The sequence below is a fragment of the Pseudomonadales bacterium genome (assembly GCA_024234165.1).
Classification (GTDB): Bacteria; Pseudomonadota; Gammaproteobacteria; order Pseudomonadales; family UBA5518; genus UBA5518.
In genome coordinates this window covers 147,133-166,861 of record JACKOP010000005.1, presented here as the reverse complement: position 1 = coordinate 166,861, position 19,729 = coordinate 147,133, and the positions used below count along the sequence as shown (strand labels likewise).

Sequence of the window (19,729 nt, the reverse complement as noted above, 5' to 3'; positions counted from 1 at the left end):
TGGTCCGCCGTGCCGACCTGCGACCACTCATTTCCCGTCGTCGCCTGCGCCGTGGTAGAAGTCGGCGGGCGGCAGCTTGCCGCCGATCAGCGCCGGCTGGCGCGCAGCGAGCTGGCTGTAGAAGAACTCGAGTTCGGGCCGCGCGTCGCGTGCCGTCACGAAGGCGGTCTGGTCGGTGCGCACCGAATCGGCAATCGCCTCCGGCGTGAGGATGTCTGCATATTTCACTGCCATGACGCCGCAGGCGTCGGGGTCGGCCTCGCACCAGGCGAGCGAATCCGCGTAGGCCTTCTGGATACGCTCGATCAATACCGGGTTGTCGAGCACCCGGCCCATCGCGACTACGCCGGCCTGCGGGATGCGTGCCGGGCGGTCGAACAGGCGTCCCCACTCCTGCTGCAGGTCGACGCTGCGGTACAGCTCCGGCGCGATGATGCTGATCGGGAACGAGTGGGTCTTGCGCAACGCCATCGAGACGCCCGGCTCGGCGAGTACGGCGTGGTCGGCACGGCGCATGATCAGCAGTTGCATGGCGTCCATCGGGGAGGCGACGTAGCGCAGCGTGAAATCGTGGCGTGCGTCCAGCCCTGCCTTGGCCGCGAGCGTCTGGAACACGATGTCCGGCATGTCGGCGCGAAACGGCATCACCACTTCCTTGCCCCTGAAGTCTTCCAGCGTCTTCAGGTTCGGATCGCGCGAGACCAGCCACAGCACGCCCCAGGTGGAGACGTTGATCAGGCGCAGCTTCACGCCGCGGTTGTAGAGGTTGGCCGCGACGTTCGACGGCATCGCGATGAAGTCGACGCCGGATCGGGTGTCGACGGCCATCGCGCGCAACTGGTCCGGGTTCTTCCAGACGCGGAATTCGGCCTCGTCGGCGAGGTCCTTCAGTGCGCCGCTCTCGACGATGTGGATGAGCGGATACGAGACCGCCGCAAACGGGCCGGCGAGCACGAGCTTCGGCACTCGCCCGCCGGCAGCCAGTGCGCCGACGGAAGGCAGCGCAGCGAGCAGCAGCAGGCTGGCGGTGACGAGGCGGCGAAGCTGGAACATCAGAAGTCTCCTTTCCACGCGAGCACCAGGCCGCGTCCGGGCATATCGATTTCCTGGCCGCTGATTCCCTCGGTCAGGTGCTCATGATACGACCGGTCGAACAGGTTTTTGGCGCCGATGTGCAGCGACTGGTTCTGCGCGTAACGCCAGTTGGCTCCCATATCGAAGGTGGCGTAGCCGCTCGTGCGGTTCTCGCTGCCACGCGAGAAAACCGTTGCCAGCCGGTTCTGCCGGCGCACGAAGCGCGCGCTGGCATCCAGTGTCCAGCCCGGTGCGACGTGGCCTTCCCAGCCGAGACCGAGTTCATCGGCAGGCATCTGGAACAGCGGTTCGTGCAGCGCATCGTTCCTGCCGCGTACCAGCGACAGGTTCGCCTTCAGCGTGTGGTCCGGGGTGACTTCCCAGCGCGCTTGCGCTTCGAAGCCATGCAGGGTCACCTTGCTGATGTTCACCGTTTCCTTGCAGGCGCCGGCGTTCGGCCCGCACAGGGCGGCGGCGCGGGGGGTGCCGGAGATGTCGAGGCCCGACATGTAGTCCGTGATGCGATTGCGCCACAGTGCCAGTTCGTAAGCGAATGCCTCGTTCTGTCCCTTCAGGCCGATTTCGATCTGGGTGGCGATCTCCGGTTTGGTCTGCGGGTTGCCGACGTAGAAATAGCCGTCACCGCGCGGCGACGATTCGTAACGCTCGCGCATCTCGCCGGCGCGAAAGCCGCGTGACAGGTTGGCGTAGGGTCGCAACAGCGATGAAACCTCATAGACGGCACCCAGGCTGCCGGAAAAGGCGTTGTCGCGCCGGTCCAGGTCGGTGCTCCGGCGCGGGCCGAGCGGGTTGGCCGAGTTGGCGATGGAGTCGGCGTCACCCTTGACCGTGTCGTGACGCAGTGCAGCAAGGACGTCGAGGCGGCCAAAGTGCATGTCATCCTGTACGTAGACGCCAAGCGCGCGGATGCGCCCGTCCGTAAACGGGTCGGTGCGCTGGAAGTTGGTGCTGTTCGGCGGTATGGCGTTGAGGCGCTTTGGGGAGGCGTCCATCTGCCACAGGTTGGTGCCGAACGAAACGAGGTGTTGCGCGTGCGCCTGCCAGTCGCCGCGCGCATCGAACCCGTCGGTGCTGAAGCTCACCCGGGTCGTCGTGATGTCGCGCAGCAAGCGGTTCGACCAGGCGTAGATGGTGCGCTCCATTTCCTGCCGGTAGACGCGCAGGTCAAGGTTCAGCGGGCGTTCGCCGGAGCCCTGGTAGCTGTAGCCGAGCTCTGCCAGTTCGCGGGTCTGCCGTGGCGAGTGGATGGTGGTGCTGGCCACTGCGGCGGCAACTCCCGGCATCGGATGGGTAAACGGTTTGGTCGAGCCCGGATACCACACGTCTTCATCGACATGCTGTTGCAGCGATACGCGCAACTGCTGCGCGGCGTCGATGCGCAGGCGGTACTGGCCGATGAAGCTGTCCGAATCGTAACCGGTGCGCCGCACCCGCCCATCTGGCGCGCGATAGTCCTCGATGCGCGCCAGCGAAGCACCCAGCATCAGCGCGTGGTCGCCGCTCGAGGCGTTCAGCAGTCCGGTGCCGCGCACGCCACGGCTGGCGCTGTCCCAACTGGCGATCGTGGAGACTTCCGAGCCGGGTTCGAAGCGAGCCTGTGGCAACAGCACGTTCACCACCCCGCCGAGTGCGCCGGTGCCGTACAGCACCGATGCCGGCCCCTTGACCACCTCGACGCGTTCGGCCAGGCCGAGCGACATGAACGAGCCGACGGCGCCTGCCGGTTGCGCGGAATTCAGCCGCATGCCGTCGACCAGCAGCACCACGCTTTCCTTCTTCAGGCCGCGGATGACCGGGTTCTGCCCCTGCGCGCCATCACTGGCGATCGCAAGCCCGGGTTCGCCGCGCAAGGCGTCGCCGAGGTTCTGTGCATTGCGCTGCAGCAATTGGTCACGCTCGATCGACGTGGTGGATATGGGCGTCTGGTTCTCGTCGGCGGCGTAGCCCTTGGCGGTCACGTGCATCGGCGGGAGTTCGAACTCGACCGTTTGCGCCAGTAGCGTCGCCGGCAGGACGCTGGCCGCGATCGCCAGCGCCAGTCGCGCCGGGCGGCGGGCGCCGCTCATCGAAAAAATCTTCGTCACGGCCGGGTGGCGCATCGATTCGGTCCTCGTCGATCCAGGGGGGGTGGGGGAGTCGCTGTCGCGCGCGGGCAGTCGTGGTCAGGGTGCGGAGGGAACCGGCTCGCCAAAGAGGAAAGCAGCAGACGGAACAACTACGTTAACGCGAATCGTTCGCATTATTGTTCGAGTCGATACCCATGTCAAAGGGTCTGGTGTGCCGCAGGGATGCGGCACTCGAGCCTGCAGGGATGCATTCACGGCGTCCCACCGGTGCGAAGGTGTCGTCCGCGCCATTTCCTTGCAGAGCGATCTCGGGCAGCCGGCATCACTATAATGCGGGAGAATTTGCAAGACTTGGCAATCCGGATTCGACGCCTGCACGGGCGCCTCCGTGGCAGAAGCTGATCGCGACACCCTGACCCTGGTGGGATGGTACCCCGCATCAAACGACTATCTGAAAGTACGCAATCGAAGCGCTGCGGGCTGCTGCGAACTTGTGCGAACCGGATCGAAAAGTCTGCCGGTACGGCCTCAGCCGTGGACGATCAAGCGGGTTTTTCGCGCTGATTGGTGCCCGGAAAGGCCACTCAACCTCGCCTGCTTTCCGGCGCCAGTTCAATTCCGGTTTGGGAATCGAACCCGCGTCCGTCGTCCCGACCAAAAGCACACCCATTTACACCTATTCGAGCCGGGTGTTCTTGAAGGCAATGCAACTGCATTGGCAAGACAATGCGACTGCATTACTATTCAGGCATCAACCCAGATCCGCAGGAGACTGCCATGGCTGCGACCCTCGAAGTCGAATCCACACTCACCGATCGCTACCAGACCACGGTGCCGGAAACCGTGCGTCGTGCCCTCAAGCTGGGCAAGCGCGACAAGATCCACTACACCATTCGCCCCAGCGGAGAGGTGGTGCTGACGCGCGTCGAAGCATCGGACGGTGACGACCCGGTGCTCGGTCAGTTCCTCGGCTTCCTGGCCGCCGACATCACTCGCCATCCCGAGCGGCTGCAAGCTGTGGATGCCGGCCTCGTCCAACGCATCCAGGCGCTGGTCGGCGGCGTCGATGTCGATCTCGATGCCGCCCTGCCGGAAGACGATGAATGAGCGCAGGGAAGCCTGAGCCGTTGGTCATTCATGGCTGGACGGTCTTCGCCCATCCACTGTTCCTGGCGCAGATCGAAGCGCTGGCGCGGCAGGTAGAGACCCTGAAGCAGAAGGACCCGGTCGGGTACGTAAAAAAGAACGCCAGCAAACGGCTAGCCGCGATCACCAAACTGGCGTTCGATGTCATCCCGCAAGATCCGACGCGACCGGAATACCGCCAGGGTGGGACGCTCGGTGACAATCACAAGCACTGGTTTCGGGCCAAGTTCTTCCAGCAGTACCGACTATTTTTCCGCTACCACGCACCAAGCAAGGTGATCGTCTACGCATGGGTGAATGACGAAGATACGAAACGCGCCTGCGAAAGTAGCGACGACGCCTACCGGGTGTTCCGCAAGATGCTGGAAAGCAGCCATCCGCCCGATGATTGGGAGCAGCTCCTGGCTGAGGCGCAGAAAGAATCGCAGCGGATGCAGGAATCACTGGCAAGGGCGGCAGCAGTCCAGTGATAGCGGCACACGGCATTCTGAGTGCGGCGAATCTGCTCTTCAATCTCCGCAACTTCTACGGCGAATAGTCGACGCCTACGTATCACTTGGCTCCTGGGCGGAACAGCGCCTTCATGGACTCCTGCCAACTCATTCGGAAGGAGACCAAGATGGACGTCGTTCACCTCAATCAAAAACAACTGGCCGCACGCTGGTGCATCAGCGAGGCCACCCTGGAACGCTGGCGCAGCGAGGGGATGGGGCCCAAATTCCTGAAGCTCTGCGGCCGGGTGCTCTACCGGCAGGTCGACATCGAGGGCTACGAGGATGCGCAAATACATCCCCGACTTCATCGTCCAGCTCGACGACGGCCACGGCGCGGACGATCCCCTGCACCTGATCGTCGAAGTGAAGGGCTACCGGCGCGAGGATGCGGTGGTGAAGAAGATGACCATGGACACCTACTGGGTACCCGGCGTGAACGCGGCCGGCAAATACGGGCGCTGGGCCTTCGCCGAGTTCACCGACGTGTACGAGATGCAGGACGACTTTGCCAGGAAGGTGGCAGCGGAGTTCGAGAAGATGCTGGTCGGAGTGCGGTTCTGAATATGCGGCTTTCTATGCAGGTCACCAAAACATGCATAGAAAACAGGCAAAATGTATGCAAGTATGGCCTGACTAGTTAACGAAACCACTCTTTCATGAACATGTCCGCCCTGCCAGCGCTCGAAACCCTGGGCTCGGCCCGCTTCGAGACGCCGGCCATTCTCAAGCGGCTGGTGTCCGCCCACAGGCGGCTGGCCGAGTTCAAGGGCGTGGCGGCCTCCATGCCCAATCAGGGCATCCTGCTCAACACCCTGGCCTTGCGGGAAGCCAAGGACAGCTCCGAGATCGAGAACATCATCACTACCCACGATGAGCTGTTCCGCGAAGTCGCGCTGGATCGAACCACGACACCCGCTGCCAAGGAAGTGGCCCGCTACAACCACGCCCTGCGCGTGGGCTTCGAACAGGTTCGTAGCACCGGCCTGCTCACCGGCAACCACATCGGCCAGATCCAGGCGGCGCTGGAAAGGAACCGCGCCGGCTACCGCAAGCTGCCCGGCACGGTGCTGAAGAGCAGCGCCGGGCATGTGGTCTACACCCCGCCATCGCCCGAAGCCTTGGCTGGCCTGATGTCCGACCTGGAGCGTTTCATCAACGACGACGCCCTGCTCGATGCCGACCCGCTCATCAAGATGGCGCTGATCCACCACCAGTTCGAGAGCATCCACCCGTTCTACGACGGCAACGGCCGCACCGGGCGCATCGTCAACGTGCTGTATCTGGTCAAGCAGGGTTTGCTGGACATTCCGGTGCTGTATCTCAGCCGCGCCATCGTGGGCAGCAAGGTCGACTACTACCGCCTGCTGCAATCGGTGCGCGAACAGGATCGCTGGGAAGACTGGGTGCTCTACCTGCTGGGCGCGGTGGAGCGCACGGCTGCCGACGGCATCCTTACCATCCAGGCCATCAAGGCCGCGATGATGGACTACAAGCACCGCATCCGCGCCGGGCACAAGTTCTACAGCCAGGACCTGATCAACAACCTGTTTTCCCACCCCTACACCAAGATCGAGTTCCTGCAACGCGACTTGAAGGTCAGCCGCCTCACCGCCACCCGTTATCTCGATGTGTTGACCGCCGATGGCTTCCTGAGCAAGCGCAAGGTCGGCCGCTCCAACTACTACATAAACATCCCGCTGTTTCGCATTCTGGCCGGCGAACCTGAAATTTCGCAGCCCTGAATTGCAACTTCGAGACGAAACTGAAAATGGCCACCAGGAAAACCAAAACTCCACTCGGCGTCGAAGCCCTCAAGCACGACGAAGCCACCCGCAAGAACATCCCCACGGCGGAATACCAGGCCGTGCTGGCCAAGGCCGAGCAGGCACCCGTGCGCGTGGCGATGGAGCGGCGCAATCGTGATCTGGACCCGCAACGCCGAGATCGACGTCATCTGGGACAAGTTCCAGCCCACGCTGGAAACCCTGCGCAAACAACTGAACGCCGCGCTGGGTAGGTCGGGTTTTAACCCGACACTCCACAGTGACAGTCGGGCTGAAGCCCGACCCACATCCACTCTCGAATGGCAGGAATGGGAGATCCCGCGCGAGGCGGACGCCAAGTGGCCAGACGCGGCGAAGCAGGCGCACACCGACTGGTGGCAGCAGCGCATCGCCCGCCAAAAGGAAATGGACGCTTCCATCGCCGCCACGCCTGCTTCCTCGGCGCGAACGACCCCTACAAGGCGCTGAAAACCACCTTGAAGGCCGAGATCGACGCCGAGGCGTGGGCCTCGTTGAACTCGGACACCTCGCGCCCGTTCGACAAGCCCGCGTCGGGGCGCATCGCGGTGAAGGTCATCAACCACCTGGGCGACGAAGTGATGAAGGTGTTCAGGGTGTAACAATCACAAGAAATATCAATATATTCAAATAGGTATGAGATTCCAGCAGATAACGTAAAATGTTTTACCTTAAGTTCCGCTGAGGAACCGCCATGGATAGCAGCCGAGGCTGGTCGGGTCGATCTCCGGGCTGCGCAGCAGTGCGGAAAGCTTCCTTGCCGCACACCCTCGTTATGCAGACTGGCGGATCGAGTTTGCCGCAATCGCACCGCGAATGACGGCGTCCGACCGGCAAACGCTCCTCGGTATGGATGTGTTGCCGCAAGATCTGGTCGAACTGACGCAAGGGCTCTGACCGTGCAGTTCCGCATCGCCGACGCCTTCACGTCATTACCGCCACCGCCGTGGCCGACACCTCGGTGCAGTGGTGAATCTCGATGGTCGAATGCACGATCTCCTCGTGTACCGAAAGGCGTTCGCGCACGACGTCTGGAGTCAGCGCACGGTCGTGAGTCACTACCGTCAACGCGCACGAGTAGGCCTTCTTCCCCACGCGCCAGACGTGCAAGTCGGTGATCCGGGTGTCTCCCGCCTCTGGCCCCGTTTCCACCACTTCCCGAATGTCGTTGACCACCGGGTGATCCATTTCCCGGTCGAGCAGCACCTTGCCCGTGTCGGCGATCAGTCCCTTCGCCCAGACCGCGACCAGCACGGCGCCGACGATGCCCATGAGAGGGTCGAGCCATGACCAACCGAAAATCCAGCCACCGAGCAGTGCCGCGATGGCCAGCACCGAAGTGGCTGCATCGGCGATCACGTGCAGGTAGGCCGATTCCAGGTTGAGATCATGGTGATGATCGTGGCTGTGGCCGTGGCTTCCATGACCGTCCTGTCCATGGGAATGCCCGTGATCGGGGTGGTGTGCCTTGCCGAGAATCCGTGCGCAGACGATATTCACCACCAACCCGAGGACCGCAATCACGATGGCTTCCTGGTACTGGATGGGTTGTGGCGAGACGATTCGCTCCACCGAGCCGACCAGCATCATTGCCGCCACCCCCAGCAAGAAAATGGCACTGGCAAAGCCGCCCAGAATCTCGATCTTCCACGTACCAAAGGCAAAACGGGGGTCCTGGGCGTACCGTCGGGCGGTGGCGTAGGCGAAAGCCGAAAGGCCGATGGCTACCGCGTGAGAACTCATGTGCCAGCCATCGGCCAGCAGGGCCATCGAGTTGAACCACCAGCCGGCGGCAATTTCAACCACCATCGTGATGGCGGTGATCCACATCACCACCCGGGTGCTGCGCTCGGCGGCCTCGTTGCCGTTGTCGAAGACGTGGACGTGTATCCGGTTGGAAGGGTTCTCGGTGTGCATGCTGCCCTCACGTGATGTAGGTGCGCAGGACGTCGATCAGCTCGTTGGCGCCTCGGGTGTGCTCGGCGTTGCTGGTGATGGCCCGGAACCCCGTGTGGTGTGCGGGTTCCGCTTGGCTTCCTTCGCGTTCGTCGCCGTAATGACCGACGCCAACGACGAAAGGATTGCCATGTTGACCGAACCTGCCTTCACCGAAACCGAACTCGCCCTGCGCTGGAGCGTCAGCATGAAGACCTTGCAAAGTGGCGTAGCGAGGGACGCAGCCCGCCGTGCATCAAACTCTCCAAAACCGTTCGCTACCTGGTGGTTGAAATTGTCCGCTACGAGCAGGCTGACCGCCAAGGCGATGGGCACCCGTAGGGGCGACCGGCGGTCGCCCGTAACCGGCGGTCGCCCGCAAACGAAAACGCCCAACCGGGAACGGTTGGGCGTGAATGAGTGGTGCCCAGAGCCGGAATCGAACCAGCGACACGAGGATTTTCAGTCCTCTGCTCTACCAACTGAGCTATCTGGGCAGCGGAAGAGGCGCGTATTTAACTCGGTGGCCGCGCCGGGCGTCAAGGAAGGCATTGGTGCAGGACGTCGTCGGTGCCGATCATCCCTGCTGCGGCGCAGGTGACACATAGCCCTCGACACGCGCCACTTCCCGGTTGTCGAAGAACTTCTCCATCTCCTCTTCGAGGAAGGCACGGGTGCCGCGATCCATCAGGTTCAGGCGCCTTTCGTTGACCAGCATCGTCTGGTACGTCATCCACTCCTGCCACGCCTGGCGTGACACCGTCTCGAACAGCGTCTGGCCGCGAGGCCCGGGGAACGGCGGCTGCGCCAGTCCTTCCATCTCGCGCTGGTACTTGCGGCAGAACACGCTACGGCTCATTGCTCGCTCCATGGGCTGGTATCGGTGGCTTCGTGCAACGCATCGAGCAGGCGCTTGACCGGTGCCGCGAAACCGAGGTTCGCACCGCCCGGCTTGTACCAGATCAGGCGATCGTCTTCCAGCACGTGCGCGGGCACGGCGGGTACGTCCAGGAATACCGGCGTGGCTACCAGGCGGAAATGGCTGAAGGTGTGGCGAAACGGCGTGCCGCGGTGCGTGGCGAGCGGCGTGACGCGCACGATGCGGTCGCAGGCGAGGGCGGGATCCTCGTGCGCAGCGACTTCCGGAAAGCTCCACAAACCGCCCCAGATGCCGTGCGGCGGGCGCTTCTCGAGCAGCACTGCACCGCTGGCGTCACGGATCAGCAGCAATTGACAGTGACGCTCGGGGGCGGGGTGGCGGGGCTTGCGCAGCGGGAAGCGTGCCGGATCGTCGTGCAGGTGGGCGAGGCAGGTGCTTGCCAGCGGGCACAGCGCACACGCCGGGCGCGTGCGAGTGCATACGGTCGCGCCCAGGTCCATGATCGCCTGCGTGTAGGTGCCGCTGCGAGCGGCAGGCGTGAGCCGCGCGGCCAGAGTCCATAGCGTGCGCTGCGTTGCGGCGGATGCCGGATCCTCGGCGATCGCGAACTGGCGCAGCAGCACACGCTTCACGTTGCCGTCGAGGATCGGCGTGCGCATGCCGTGCGCGATCGCACAGATGGCGCCCGCCGTGGAGCGGCCGATGCCGGGCAGCGCCGCGAGTTCGTCGACCGTCTGCGGGAGCTCGCCGCCGTGCCGTTCGCAGACGATGCGCGCGGCAGCATGCAGGTTGCGCGCTCGCGCGTAGTAGCCGAGCCCGGTCCAGTGGTGCAGCAACTCGTCCTCCGGTGCTTCGGCCAGCGCGCGCAGGGTGGGGAAGCGTTGCATGAAGCGCCCGTAGTACGGGATGACGGTGCTCACCTGCGTCTGCTGCAGCATGATCTCCGATATCCACACGCGGTAGGGGTCGAGGTCGCGCTGCCACGGCAGGTCGTGGCGGCCGTGCGTGTCGTGCCAGGCGAGCAGGCGCGCCGCGAAGTGCGCCGCCGTGTCGGCGTCGGGCAGGGTGTCAGTCACGGTTCAGGAAGTTGCCGAGCTTGCCCTTGAGCTTGTCGCGCAGCTTGTCCTCGACCTTTTCCCGCACCTTTTCGGTCGCGATCTGACCGGCGATCTTCGCGATGCCGTCCTGGTCGATGCCGCACCATTTCTTCGGCTCCTCGTCGAAGGAGCCGGCGCAGCGCAGCGGCCAGTCGATCGCCAGCATCTTGCGGCTCATGCGGCACGCCGGGTCGCGTTCGGCCAGGTCGTTCGTGACCCGCACGTCGAGGTGCACGTCGAGGCGCTGGCGCGGCAGGTCGACGCTGCCCTGGCCGTTCATGCGCATGTTCGGCAGCAGCAGCCCGAGTTCGCGGAACTGTCCCACGCCGTCGTGGAAATCGAGTGTGGTACGGACGCTCTGCAGGCGCGTCACCGGCTCGAAGTGGGCGCTGAGGCTTTCCCGGTTGATCGTCGCTGCCGCCTTGCAGATCGTTTCCTCGACGCTGAGATCCTTGATCACCGGATCGGCGATCGTGAGCTCGAGCGGCCCGGCCAGCGAGGCGAGCAGCGCGGCCGTGCTCGCACCGTTTGCAGCGAATTTCAGCGAACCGTCGACACGCCCGCTGAAGCGGTGGGTGTCGGCCGTCTGCGCGAGCAGCCGTTCGAGGTCTACCCCGGCGAGCGTGGCGGCCACGTTCATCCTGGCGCCAGCGTCCTGTGCGACCAGTTCCCCGTTCGCGTCCAGCTTGCCGCCGTACAGCCCGGCCTGCAGGCGTTCGAGTCGCGCCTTGCCGGGGCCGAGTGCGAGCCGTGCCTGCAGCGTGTCGAGTTCGAGCGGTGCGCGCTTCAGGTGGCCGATGCGTGCTTCGATGCTGCCGTCGATCGCGAGCAGGGCGCCGACGCCGCTCAGATCGCCGTCGCCGCTGTCGGCCGCCGATTTCGCCTGCTTGGCGGCGGTTGGCTCTGCCGGCGGCAGGAAGTAGTCGACGTCGAGTTGCGGGCTGTCGAGCGTCGCATCGACGCGCAGCTTCTCGCCGAGTCCCAGACGCACGCGCCCGTTGGCGTGGAACTCGCCGGCGGTGAGTGCCAGTGTGTCCAGCGCGAGGCTTGCCGAGTCGTACGCGTAGTCGGCGGACAGCGTGACTTTCGTGAGCGCGGCGGCGTTCACCGTCGGCGGCAGGCTGCTGCCGAGGGCGCCGAGCAGCGCGGGCAGGTCGAGGCGCTGCAGTTCGAGCTTGCCGCGTGCCCGCGCGCCCTGCTGCGTGCCCCAGCCCGCGTCCAGCGAGGCGCTGGCATCGAGACCCGTCCCGCTCAGGCCGAGCTGCGCTGCCTTGAGCGTGCTGGCGTCGAGGTCGAGCAGCGCCGCGGGCAGCTTGAGTTCGAGCGCGGGCGCTCCCGCAGGAATCAGTCGCAGCAGTGCATCGCTGAGCGCGACCGTGTGCGCCTGGCCGTCCATCTTGGCTGCCGTCTGCACGTTCAACACGAACTCGCGCGCTGGGGTGCCGCTGCGGATCGTCGCTTCGCCGCGCAGCCGGAACGGTTCGCCGTGCGAATTGATGTCGTCACCGGTCAGCGTGAGTCCCGTGACCTCGACGTGCGTGCCGTCGCGTTCATCGCGGTAGCCGAGCTCGGCATCGTCGATGTGGATGCGTTCGATGCCGAGCGCAAGCGGGGCTGCGGCGGCATCACCGGCGCTGGTGCCTGCTGCTGTGCTGCTGTTGGCGCCTGTTCCGCCGAGGGCGGCCCAGTTGCAGCGTCCGCTGCGATCGCAATCTGCGGCCAGTCGCAGCCCGGCCAGGCGCAGTTCGTGCACCTGCAGCTCCTCGCTGAGCAGTGGCAGCAGCGCCACGCCGAGGCGCAGTTCGCGTGCGCTGGCAAGCTCCTGGGTGGCGCCGCGCGGCGTGACCAGATGAATATCCTTCGCCGCCAGCGAGAGCGTGGGCCATACGGCGACCTGCAGCGGCCCTTCGATGCGCAGTTCGCCGTCGATGCGGGCATTGATCAGCTCCAGCAGCGTGGTGCGCAGTCGCTCCTCGTCGACCAGCGCGCGCAGTACGAAGGTGGCGCCGACGCCGACCACGAGCAGTGTGGCAATGCCGATTGCAGACCATTTCAGCAGCGCTTTCATAGATTGTGGATCCGTGCCGGCCGGTTGGTGCTGCTGGATTGTAGCGGAATCGTCCGGCTGAAAAGCCGGGGCAGCTTCCCTATAATCCCGCCTCCATTTGCCGGCCACTGGCCCGGGAGCAGCCGACATGAGCGAGCGCAGTGCGGAAGTCCAGCGCGATACCCTGGAAACGAAGATCTTCGTGCGCGTGAACCTCGACGGTACGGGGCGGGCCGATCTTGCTTCCGGTATCCCGTTTCTGGATCACATGCTCGACCAGATCGCGCGTCACGGCCTGTTCGATCTCACGGTACAGGCCGAAGGCGATCTGCACATCGATGACCACCACACGGCGGAGGACGTGGGCATCACGCTCGGGCAGGCCTTTGCAAGGGCGCTGGGCAACAAGGCCGGGCTGGTGCGCTACGGGCACGCCTACGTGCCGCTCGACGAGGCGTTGTCGCGGGTGGTGGTCGATCTGTCGGGCCGTCCCGGACTCGCGTTCGACGTGCCGTTCACGCGCGCGCGCATCGGCGAGTTCGACGTCGACCTCTGCCGCGAGTTTTTCCAGGGCTTCGTGAATCACGCCGCGGTGACGCTGCACATCGACAACCTGCGAGGGCTGAACGCGCACCACCAGGCGGAGACGGTGTTCAAGGCCTTCGGTCGCGCGCTGCGCATGGCGGTCGCCACCGATCCTCGTGCCGGCGGTGCGCTGCCGTCGACCAAGGGACTGTTGTAGGCCACCTCGATGCAGCGAGTCGTGGTGGTCGACTATGGCATGGGCAATCTGCACTCGGTCGCGAAGGCGCTGGCGTGCGTGGCGCCCGACGCCGATATCGTCGTCAGCGCTGATCCGGCGCTGATCGACGGCGCCGAGCGCGTGGTGTTTCCGGGTGTGGGCGCGATCCGTGACTGCATGGACGGGCTGGCGCGCCGGGGTCTGCTCGAACCGTTGCGCCGTGCTGCTGACGAGAAGCCGTTGCTCGCGATCTGCGCCGGCATGCAGGCTCTGATGGACAGCAGCGAGGAGAACGGCGGCACCCGTTGCCTGGGTATCCTGTCCGGGCGTGTGCGACACTTCGGGCAGGAACTGCACGACGCACAGGGCCAGCGGCTGAAGGTGCCGCACATGGGGTGGAACGGGGTGCGCCAGGCAGCGCATCCGCTGTGGCGCGGGATCCCGGAACACGCGCGGTTCTATTTCGTGCACAGCTACTACGTCGAGGCCACGCAGCGCGCGATGGTCGCAGGCAACTGCCGCTACGGAGTGGATTTCGCGGCGGCACTGGCGCGCGGGAATCTGTTTGCGGTGCAGTTCCATCCGGAAAAAAGCCATACGGCGGGCCTGCAACTGCTCGCGAACTTCGTCGCCTGGGACGGGCGCACCAGGGAGAGCGCATGCTGATCATCCCCGCCATCGACCTGAAGGACGGCAAGTGCGTGCGCCTGCGCCAGGGGCGCATGGACGACTCGACGGTATTCGGCGACGACCCGGTCGCGATGGCAGCGCGCTGGGTGCGTGAAGGTGCGCGGCGCTTGCATCTCGTCGACCTGAACGGCGCCTTTGCCGGTGAGCCGGTCAACGGCGACGCGGTGCGCGCGATCACCCGGGCGTTTCCCGACCTGCCGGTACAGATCGGTGGCGGTATCCGCTCGCGTGAGATTGCAGCCAGTTACCTGGAGGCCGGCGTGCGCTGGGTGATCGTCGGTACGCTCGCGGTCCGCGACCCGGACTTCGTCGCCGCGCTGTGCCGCGACTTCCCGCAGCGTGTGATCGTCGGTATCGATGCGCGTGACGGCATGGTCGCGACCGACGGCTGGGCCGAGGTGTCGCGTGTCGCTGCGGTCGATCTGGCACGGCGTTTCGCTGCTGCCGGGGTGGCGGCGATCGTCTACACCGATATCGACCGCGACGGCATGATGCAGGGGCTCAACATCGGCGCCACGCGCCGGCTGGCCGAAGCCGGCGGCATTCCGGTGATCGCCTCGGGGGGCGTGACCACGATCGAGGACATCCGCCTGCTGGCGCGCGAGGGCGGCAGCGGTATCGTCGGTGCGATCAGCGGGCGGGCGCTGTACGAGGGTACGCTGGATCTGGCGAGCGCCCAGGCGTGGTGCGATGCGAATACAGGAGCTGACTGAGATGGGACTGGCCAAGCGGATCATCCCGTGCCTCGACGTGGACCGCGGGCGCGTGGTGAAGGGCGTGCGCTTCGTCGATATCCGTGACGCGGGCGATCCGGTGGAAATCGCGCGCCGCTACAACGAACAGGGCGCGGACGAACTCACGTTCCTCGACATCACCGCCAGCCACGAGCAGCGCGGGACCACACTCGCAGTCGTCGAACGCATCGCGAGCGAGGTATTCATTCCGCTCACCGTCGGCGGCGGGATCCGCGAACTCGGCGATATCCGCAACCTGCTGAACGCCGGCGCCGACAAGGTCGGGATCAATACCGCCGCGATCAGGCGCCCGGAATTCGTGCAGGAAGCGGCAGCGCGTTTCGGCTCGCAATGCATCGTCGTGGCAATCGATGCAAAGCAAGTGAGTGCTCACGGGGAACCGCTGCGCTGGGAGATCTTCACGCACGGCGGGCGTCGCCCGACCGGCCTCGACGCGATCGAGTGGGCGCGGCGCATGGTCGCGCTGGGCGCCGGCGAGATCCTGCTCACCAGCATGGATCGCGACGGTACCCGTGACGGTTTCGATCTGGCGCTGACGCGTGCGGTCAGCGACGCGGTATCGGTACCGGTGATCGCTTCAGGCGGAGTCGGCACCCTGCAACATCTGGTCGATGGCATCGTCGAGGGGCATGCCGACGCGGTGCTTGCTGCCAGCATCTTCCATTTCGGGGAATTCACGGTCGGCGAGGCCAAGGCGTACCTGGCCGCGCATGGGGTCGAGGTGAGGCTCTGATGCGTTGCCGCTAGTGCGCGCGTCTGCTGGCAGCGGAGTGCAGCGACGCGTAGAACGTGGACAGCACCTGCGGTTCGGCGAGCTGGATGAAATCGAGGAAGTCCTGCAACCCCCCGACAGCCTCGTGCTTGGTTTCGAAAGGACCGATCGAGGCGCCTTCGCGCGTTGCGAAGTACCAGGCGCTGTTGACGGCGAAGAACCTGTCGGTACGAATGGGTACCGTTCCGGACTCGCCATTGCGATTCGTGTCCATGCCTTGCATCCGTAACCGATCTGCGAGCGCGTTTCTGATCCTGGTCTTTCGCGATGCGCTCCGATTCTGGAGGTCACGTTCGCACGAACTTTCGAGTCGTGTCAATCATCCGGCAGGGATTCGTGATCCATATTGGTCGTGCGATGACGAACCGGTCGCGCGTGACTGCTCTCTCGCCGCCGAGTCACGTGCGCCGCGCGAGAGCACGATGCCTTTCAGCAGGTGCAGCGCCTCGTAGAGCTGGTTGTCCTGCGCGCGCAGATCGCTGACGGCGGGGTCGCTGGCACGCGCGCTGCGCCCCTTGTCCTCCTTGCCGTTGCCGTTGCGCAGGTGGCGCGCCAGGTCGGCCTCGCTGACGCGCGGTGCAGCCGCAATCGCGGTGACCTGGGCTCGCTCGACGACGATATCGGGAGTGATTCCCTGTGCCTGGATCGAACGTCCGGACGGCGTGAAGTAGCGCGCCGTGGTCAGTTTGATCGCACGTTTCTCGCTGAGCGGCAGTACGGTCTGTACCGATCCCTTGCCGAAGCTGTCGGTGCCGACGATGATCGCGCGGTGCTGGTCCTGCAGCGCTCCGGCGACGATCTCCGAGGCCGATGCAGAGCCGCCGTTGATCAGCACGACGAGGGGGGTCCCGTCGAGGTCGTCACCGGGGCTGGCGCTGAAACGCGAACGGGCGTTGTCGACACGGCCTTCCGTATAGACGATGAGGCCGTCGTCGAGGAACGCGTCGGCGACTTCGACCGAGGACTGCAGCACACCACCCGGATTGTTGCGCAGGTCCAGGATGGCGCCACGCACCACGCCTTCCTTCTTCAGGCGCGTGATCGTCGCGTGCAGATCGGCGCCGGTCTCGTTCTGGAACTGCGCGATGCGCAGATAGGCAAAGCCGGGTTCGAGAAAGCGTCCGCGCACGCTCTGCACGCGGATCAGGTCGCGCGTCAGCGTGACCGTGAGCGGGGCGCTGCGACCTTCGCGCATCAGCGTCAGTGCGATTTTCGAGCCTTTGGCTCCCCGCATCTTCGTGATCGCCTCGTTGATGCCGATTCCCTTCACGCTCTTGCCGTCGATCTCGACGATCAGGTCACCACTCTCGATTCCTGCTGCCTGTGCCGGGGTGTCGTCGATCGGGGTGATCACGCGCACGAAGCCGGTTTCGTCACCGGCGACTTCGAGCCCGACACCGCCGAATTCGCCGGTCGTGGTCTCGCGCAGGTCCTCGAACGCTTGCTCGTCGAGGTACGCCGAGTGCGGGTCGAGCCCGTTCAGCATGCCCTTGATGGCGTTCTCCAGCAGCGTGCGGTCGTCCACCTCTTCGACGTAGGACTTGCGGATCTGCTCGAACACGTCGACGAACACGCGCAGTTCCGTGAGCGGCAGCTCGCCGCTCTGCTGTGGTTCATCGGCGGTGGAATCGGCGTCATCGAGCTGCGCGTTGCTGACGGCGCTGCCGAGCGCGAGGCCAAAGCCGAGCAGCACGGCGGGCAGGAGGCGGTGCTGCCAGGCGAGTACGGGATGCTTCATGGTGCGTGAGGTACTGCAACGAGGGCAGGTGATGGCGTTGTGCCCGGCAGTTTGCATCAAGCGCGCACGGGGCACCATAGGTGCCGGGCCGCACGCTCGCGCTTGGTCGGCATGGGGTCGGCGTGTATACTTCGGCGCTTCGTTTACGGGGCGTTTCGCACGACGGAGCGCACTTCGCCGGGGTCTCCATGGAACTGTTCATCGAATTCGTCGGCGCCCGCTGGTATCTGTTTACCCTGGTCATCCTGCTGATGTTCCTGCTCATGAACCATGAGCGGCGTCGGGGTGGCCCGAGCATTTCCCCGGCGCAACTGACCATGCTGGTCAATCAGCACGAAGGCGTGGTGGTCGATCTGCGCGAGACCGCAGACTTTCGCCAGGGGCATATCGTCGACAGCATCAGCGTGCCGGCGGCGAAGTTCGCCGAGCGCATCGCCGAACTCGAATGCCATCGTGACAAGCCGCTCGTGCTGGTCTGCAAGTACGGGCAGTCGGCGACCGACGCGTCGAAGGCATTGAGGCAGAGCGGTTTTGGCAGGGTATTCAAGCTCGGTGGCGGCATCACCGAGTGGCAGAACCAGCAATTGCCACTGGTGCGGTCCTGAACATATGGCTCATGTGACGATATACACGACGCGCTCGTGCCCGTACTGCATCGCCGCACGCGAACTGCTGGGGCGACTTGGCGTGGACTACGAAGACATCGACGTCGGTGCGGATGCGGCGCTGCGCGCAGAGATGGAGCGGCGCGCCGGCCGGCGCACGGTTCCGCAGATCTGGGTCGGCAACCGCCACATCGGTGGTTTCGACGACATGGACGAGCTGCACCGCCAGGGACTGCTCGAACCGCTGCTTGCCGCAACGCGCAGCGATGAATGAAGAGTGAAGAAAAGGCACGATGCACCATACCACCGAGAGGAAGAGTCGATGACCGAACAGGCCCAGCAGCAGTTCGCGCTGCAGCGCATCTATATAAAGGACGTATCGTTCGAGACGCCGCAAGGCCATGAGGTGTTCCGCCAGCAGTGGAAGCCGCGCGTGAACCTCGAGATGAACACGAAGCAGACCCGTATCGACGACAACAATTTCGAAGTGATACTGACGCTGTCGATCACGGCTGCGATCGAGGAAAAGACGGCATTCCTCGCCGAGGTGCAGCAGGCTGGCATCTTCTACGTCAACGGCATTGCGGAGCCGCAACTGCGCCAGGTGCTGGCGACGGTGTGCCCGAACATCCTGTTCCCGTACGCGCGCGAGGCGATCGACAACCTGGTCGTACGCGGCAGCTTCCCTCCCCTCATGCTGGCACCGGTGAACTTCGATGCGCTGTACCAGCAGGCACTCATGCAGCAGGAGCAGGAGCAGCAGGGCGGCGCAGCACCCGCGGTCAACTGAGCCGACGGAGCACTGGCGTCGCAGCCTTCAGTCGCTACCGGTGAAACCGTTGCGACGCCATGCCTCGAATACCACCACGGCGACGCTGTTCGAGAGGTTCAGGCTGCGGTTGCCGGGACGCATCGGCAGGCGTAGCAGCTGCTCCGGTGCCAGCGTGTCGAGCAGATGCTGCGGCAGGCCGCGGGTTTCGGGGCCGAACAGAATCGCATCATCCATACCGATGTCTGCCTGATCGTAGCGTGTGCTGCCACGCGTGCTGCACGCGAACAGGCGGCTCTGCGGGTGCGCGTCGCGCCAGGCGTCGAGGTTTTGCCAGGTGCGCAGCCTGACCCATTCGTGGTAATCCAGCCCGGCCCGGCGCAGGCGGGCATCGTCGAGCGTGAAACCCAGCGGTTCGATCAGATGGAGCCGGCAACCGGTGTTCGCGCACAGCCGGATCACGTTGCCGGTGTTTGGCGGAATCTCGGGCTGGTAGAGGATTACATCGAGCATCAATCGCTCGGCGGGCGAACCGGTCGACGCCGTGCTGCCGGCTGGCGTCCCGGGCGCTCGACGGTCACGGTGACGGCGGCGGATTCCTGCACCACGGCGCCGTCATCATCGACGACGAGCAGGTGCAGTGTGTGTTCCCCGCGCGTGAGCCCGCTCAGCTCCAGCGAGCCGTGTTGCGGGATGCCGGCCGGTTCGCCGTCGAGCAGCAGGCGCAGGCTGTGCCGCGCCTGCAGCGGCGGTTCGACGGCGACGGTGACTGCGACATAGCCGATCGGGTGAACGATCGTCTCGCCGTCGAGCGGGGCCGTGATCGCGAGTGTTTCGTAGGCAGGCGTGGCCGGCACATCCTGATCCCGGGCGGGGTCTGGCGACGTCGCGGGCGTTGACACTTCGGGTACGGTGTTGGTCGGTGGCAGCCGCACCGGTTCCGATGCCTCGTCCTTGCGATCGCTGAAGATCACGTTGCCCTGGGCGTCGCGGCTGCGATAGATGCCGCCGTCGGCGCCAAACGAGGGGACGGTGATCGCCGCCGCGAGCACGAGCAGCAGCAGTCGCACGACGGCGGGGCAGGTGTTCATGGCGG

The 19,729-nt window shown here is 65.1% G+C and carries 22 protein-coding genes, 1 tRNA gene and 2 pseudogenes; 14 read left to right on the top strand and 11 right to left on the bottom strand.

All coding sequences use genetic code 11. The features are described 5' to 3' along the window. Window positions 1–27: 27 nt before the first annotated feature. Both H7A12_15810 and H7A12_15805 read right to left on the bottom strand, forming a co-directional pair. The gene (locus tag H7A12_15810) at window positions 28–1,014 is read right to left on the bottom strand and encodes an ABC transporter substrate-binding protein (GenBank protein MCP5322247.1); all 987 of its coding nucleotides are present in this window, start codon (window positions 1,012–1,014) and stop codon (window positions 28–30) included. A 38-nt stretch (window positions 1,015–1,052) separates the two neighbouring features. Then, window positions 1,053–3,161 carry a TonB-dependent receptor gene (locus H7A12_15805; protein ID MCP5322246.1) on the bottom strand — a complete coding sequence of 703 codons (2,109 nt, stop codon included), beginning with the start codon at window positions 3,159–3,161 and terminating at the stop codon, window positions 1,053–1,055. A gap of 777 nt (window positions 3,162–3,938) precedes the next feature. Between H7A12_15805 and H7A12_15800 the strand changes: the two genes are divergently transcribed. From H7A12_15800 to H7A12_15770, 7 genes and pseudogenes are all read left to right on the top strand, one after another. Continuing rightward, window positions 3,939–4,268, top strand: a complete 330-nt coding sequence (locus H7A12_15800) for a type II toxin-antitoxin system PrlF family antitoxin (protein ID MCP5322245.1) — start codon at window positions 3,939–3,941, stop codon at window positions 4,266–4,268. Beyond that, window positions 4,265–4,777, top strand: coding sequence for a type II toxin-antitoxin system YhaV family toxin (locus tag H7A12_15795; protein MCP5322244.1), 513 nt, complete (start codon window positions 4,265–4,267; stop codon window positions 4,775–4,777). Before H7A12_15800 ends, H7A12_15795 begins: the two co-directional genes overlap by 4 nt. A gap of 309 nt (window positions 4,778–5,086) precedes the next feature. Further along, window positions 5,087–5,362, top strand: a pseudogene (locus tag H7A12_15790) (hypothetical protein). Window positions 5,363–5,457: 95 nt separating this feature from the next. Beyond that, complete coding sequence (locus H7A12_15785) at window positions 5,458–6,543, top strand: Fic family protein (GenBank protein MCP5322243.1); 1,086 nt, start codon at window positions 5,458–5,460, stop codon at window positions 6,541–6,543. 26 nt (window positions 6,544–6,569) lie between these two features. Then, window positions 6,570–6,818, top strand: coding sequence for a hypothetical protein (locus tag H7A12_15780; protein ID MCP5322242.1), 249 nt, complete (start codon window positions 6,570–6,572; stop codon window positions 6,816–6,818). Then, window positions 6,721–7,053, top strand: a complete 333-nt coding sequence (locus H7A12_15775) for a hypothetical protein (GenBank protein MCP5322241.1) — start codon at window positions 6,721–6,723, stop codon at window positions 7,051–7,053. The genes H7A12_15780 and H7A12_15775 overlap by 98 nt, the downstream gene beginning before the upstream one ends. Next, a pseudogene (locus H7A12_15770) lies at window positions 7,008–7,205 on the top strand (modification methylase). The gene H7A12_15775 and the pseudogene H7A12_15770 overlap by 46 nt, the downstream one beginning before the upstream one ends. Before the next feature lie 322 nt (window positions 7,206–7,527). Here H7A12_15770 and dmeF read toward each other — a convergent pair. The 5 genes from dmeF to H7A12_15745 form a co-directional block, all read right to left on the bottom strand. Then, window positions 7,528–8,520 (bottom strand): CDF family Co(II)/Ni(II) efflux transporter DmeF, encoded by a 993-nt coding sequence (gene dmeF, locus H7A12_15765; GenBank protein MCP5322240.1) that lies wholly within the window; start codon window positions 8,518–8,520, stop codon window positions 7,528–7,530. A 439-nt stretch (window positions 8,521–8,959) separates the two neighbouring features. After that, a tRNA-Phe gene (locus H7A12_15760) sits at window positions 8,960–9,035 on the bottom strand. A gap of 80 nt (window positions 9,036–9,115) precedes the next feature. Next, entirely contained in the window at window positions 9,116–9,397 is a 282-nt protein-coding gene (locus H7A12_15755; protein ID MCP5322239.1) for an oxidative damage protection protein, read from the bottom strand. Next, window positions 9,394–10,482 carry an A/G-specific adenine glycosylase gene (gene mutY, locus H7A12_15750; protein MCP5322238.1) on the bottom strand — a complete coding sequence of 363 codons (1,089 nt, stop codon included), beginning with the start codon at window positions 10,480–10,482 and terminating at the stop codon, window positions 9,394–9,396. The genes H7A12_15755 and mutY overlap by 4 nt, the downstream gene beginning before the upstream one ends. A gap of 4 nt (window positions 10,483–10,486) precedes the next feature. Next, window positions 10,487–12,583, bottom strand: a complete 2,097-nt coding sequence (locus H7A12_15745; GenBank protein MCP5322237.1) for an AsmA family protein — start codon at window positions 12,581–12,583, stop codon at window positions 10,487–10,489. A 127-nt stretch (window positions 12,584–12,710) separates the two neighbouring features. Between H7A12_15745 and hisB the strand changes: the two genes are divergently transcribed. Genes hisB through hisF form a run of 4 tightly spaced genes read left to right on the top strand, consistent with a single transcriptional unit; the run spans window position 12,711 to window position 15,482 of the window. Further along, window positions 12,711–13,304 (top strand): imidazoleglycerol-phosphate dehydratase HisB, encoded by a 594-nt coding sequence (gene hisB, locus H7A12_15740; protein ID MCP5322236.1) that lies wholly within the window; start codon window positions 12,711–12,713, stop codon window positions 13,302–13,304. Between the two features lie 9 nt (window positions 13,305–13,313). Beyond that, on the top strand, window positions 13,314–13,970 hold the full coding sequence (hisH, locus tag H7A12_15735; GenBank protein MCP5322235.1) for an imidazole glycerol phosphate synthase subunit HisH: 657 nt from the start codon (window positions 13,314–13,316) through the stop codon (window positions 13,968–13,970). Further along, window positions 13,964–14,707, top strand: coding sequence for a 1-(5-phosphoribosyl)-5-[(5-phosphoribosylamino)methylideneamino]imidazole-4-carboxamide isomerase (gene hisA / locus H7A12_15730; GenBank protein ID MCP5322234.1), 744 nt, complete (start codon window positions 13,964–13,966; stop codon window positions 14,705–14,707). Before hisH ends, hisA begins: the two co-directional genes overlap by 7 nt. A 1-nt stretch (window position 14,708) precedes the next feature. After that, entirely contained in the window at window positions 14,709–15,482 is a 774-nt protein-coding gene (hisF, locus tag H7A12_15725) for an imidazole glycerol phosphate synthase subunit HisF (GenBank protein ID MCP5322233.1), read from the top strand. A gap of 10 nt (window positions 15,483–15,492) precedes the next feature. Here hisF and H7A12_15720 read toward each other — a convergent pair whose 3' ends face one another. After that, window positions 15,493–15,735, bottom strand: a complete 243-nt coding sequence (locus H7A12_15720) for a hypothetical protein (GenBank protein MCP5322232.1) — start codon at window positions 15,733–15,735, stop codon at window positions 15,493–15,495. Window positions 15,736–15,840: 105 nt separating this feature from the next. Next, entirely contained in the window at window positions 15,841–17,259 is a 1,419-nt protein-coding gene (locus H7A12_15715) for a S41 family peptidase (protein MCP5322231.1), read from the bottom strand. A 188-nt stretch (window positions 17,260–17,447) separates the two neighbouring features. Between H7A12_15715 and H7A12_15710 the strand changes: the two genes are divergently transcribed. The 3 genes from H7A12_15710 to secB are packed head-to-tail and all read left to right on the top strand — an operon-like array spanning window position 17,448 to window position 18,654. Beyond that, complete coding sequence (locus H7A12_15710) at window positions 17,448–17,864, top strand: rhodanese-like domain-containing protein (protein MCP5322230.1); 417 nt, start codon at window positions 17,448–17,450, stop codon at window positions 17,862–17,864. Between the two features lie 4 nt (window positions 17,865–17,868). Beyond that, window positions 17,869–18,138: a glutaredoxin 3 gene (grxC, locus tag H7A12_15705; protein MCP5322229.1), complete on the top strand. Its 270-nt coding sequence runs from the start codon at window positions 17,869–17,871 to the stop codon at window positions 18,136–18,138. A gap of 48 nt (window positions 18,139–18,186) precedes the next feature. Continuing rightward, on the top strand, window positions 18,187–18,654 hold the full coding sequence (gene secB, locus H7A12_15700; protein MCP5322228.1) for a protein-export chaperone SecB: 468 nt from the start codon (window positions 18,187–18,189) through the stop codon (window positions 18,652–18,654). Window positions 18,655–18,681: 27 nt separating this feature from the next. Here secB and H7A12_15695 read toward each other — a convergent pair whose 3' ends face one another. Together H7A12_15695 and H7A12_15690 are read right to left on the bottom strand one after the other, a co-directional pair. Beyond that, on the bottom strand, window positions 18,682–19,146 hold the full coding sequence (locus H7A12_15695; GenBank protein MCP5322227.1) for a tRNA (cytidine(34)-2'-O)-methyltransferase: 465 nt from the start codon (window positions 19,144–19,146) through the stop codon (window positions 18,682–18,684). After that, complete coding sequence (locus H7A12_15690; protein ID MCP5322226.1) at window positions 19,146–19,724, bottom strand: DUF4124 domain-containing protein; 579 nt, start codon at window positions 19,722–19,724, stop codon at window positions 19,146–19,148. The genes H7A12_15695 and H7A12_15690 overlap by 1 nt, the downstream gene beginning before the upstream one ends. Window positions 19,725–19,729: the final 5 nt, after the last annotated feature.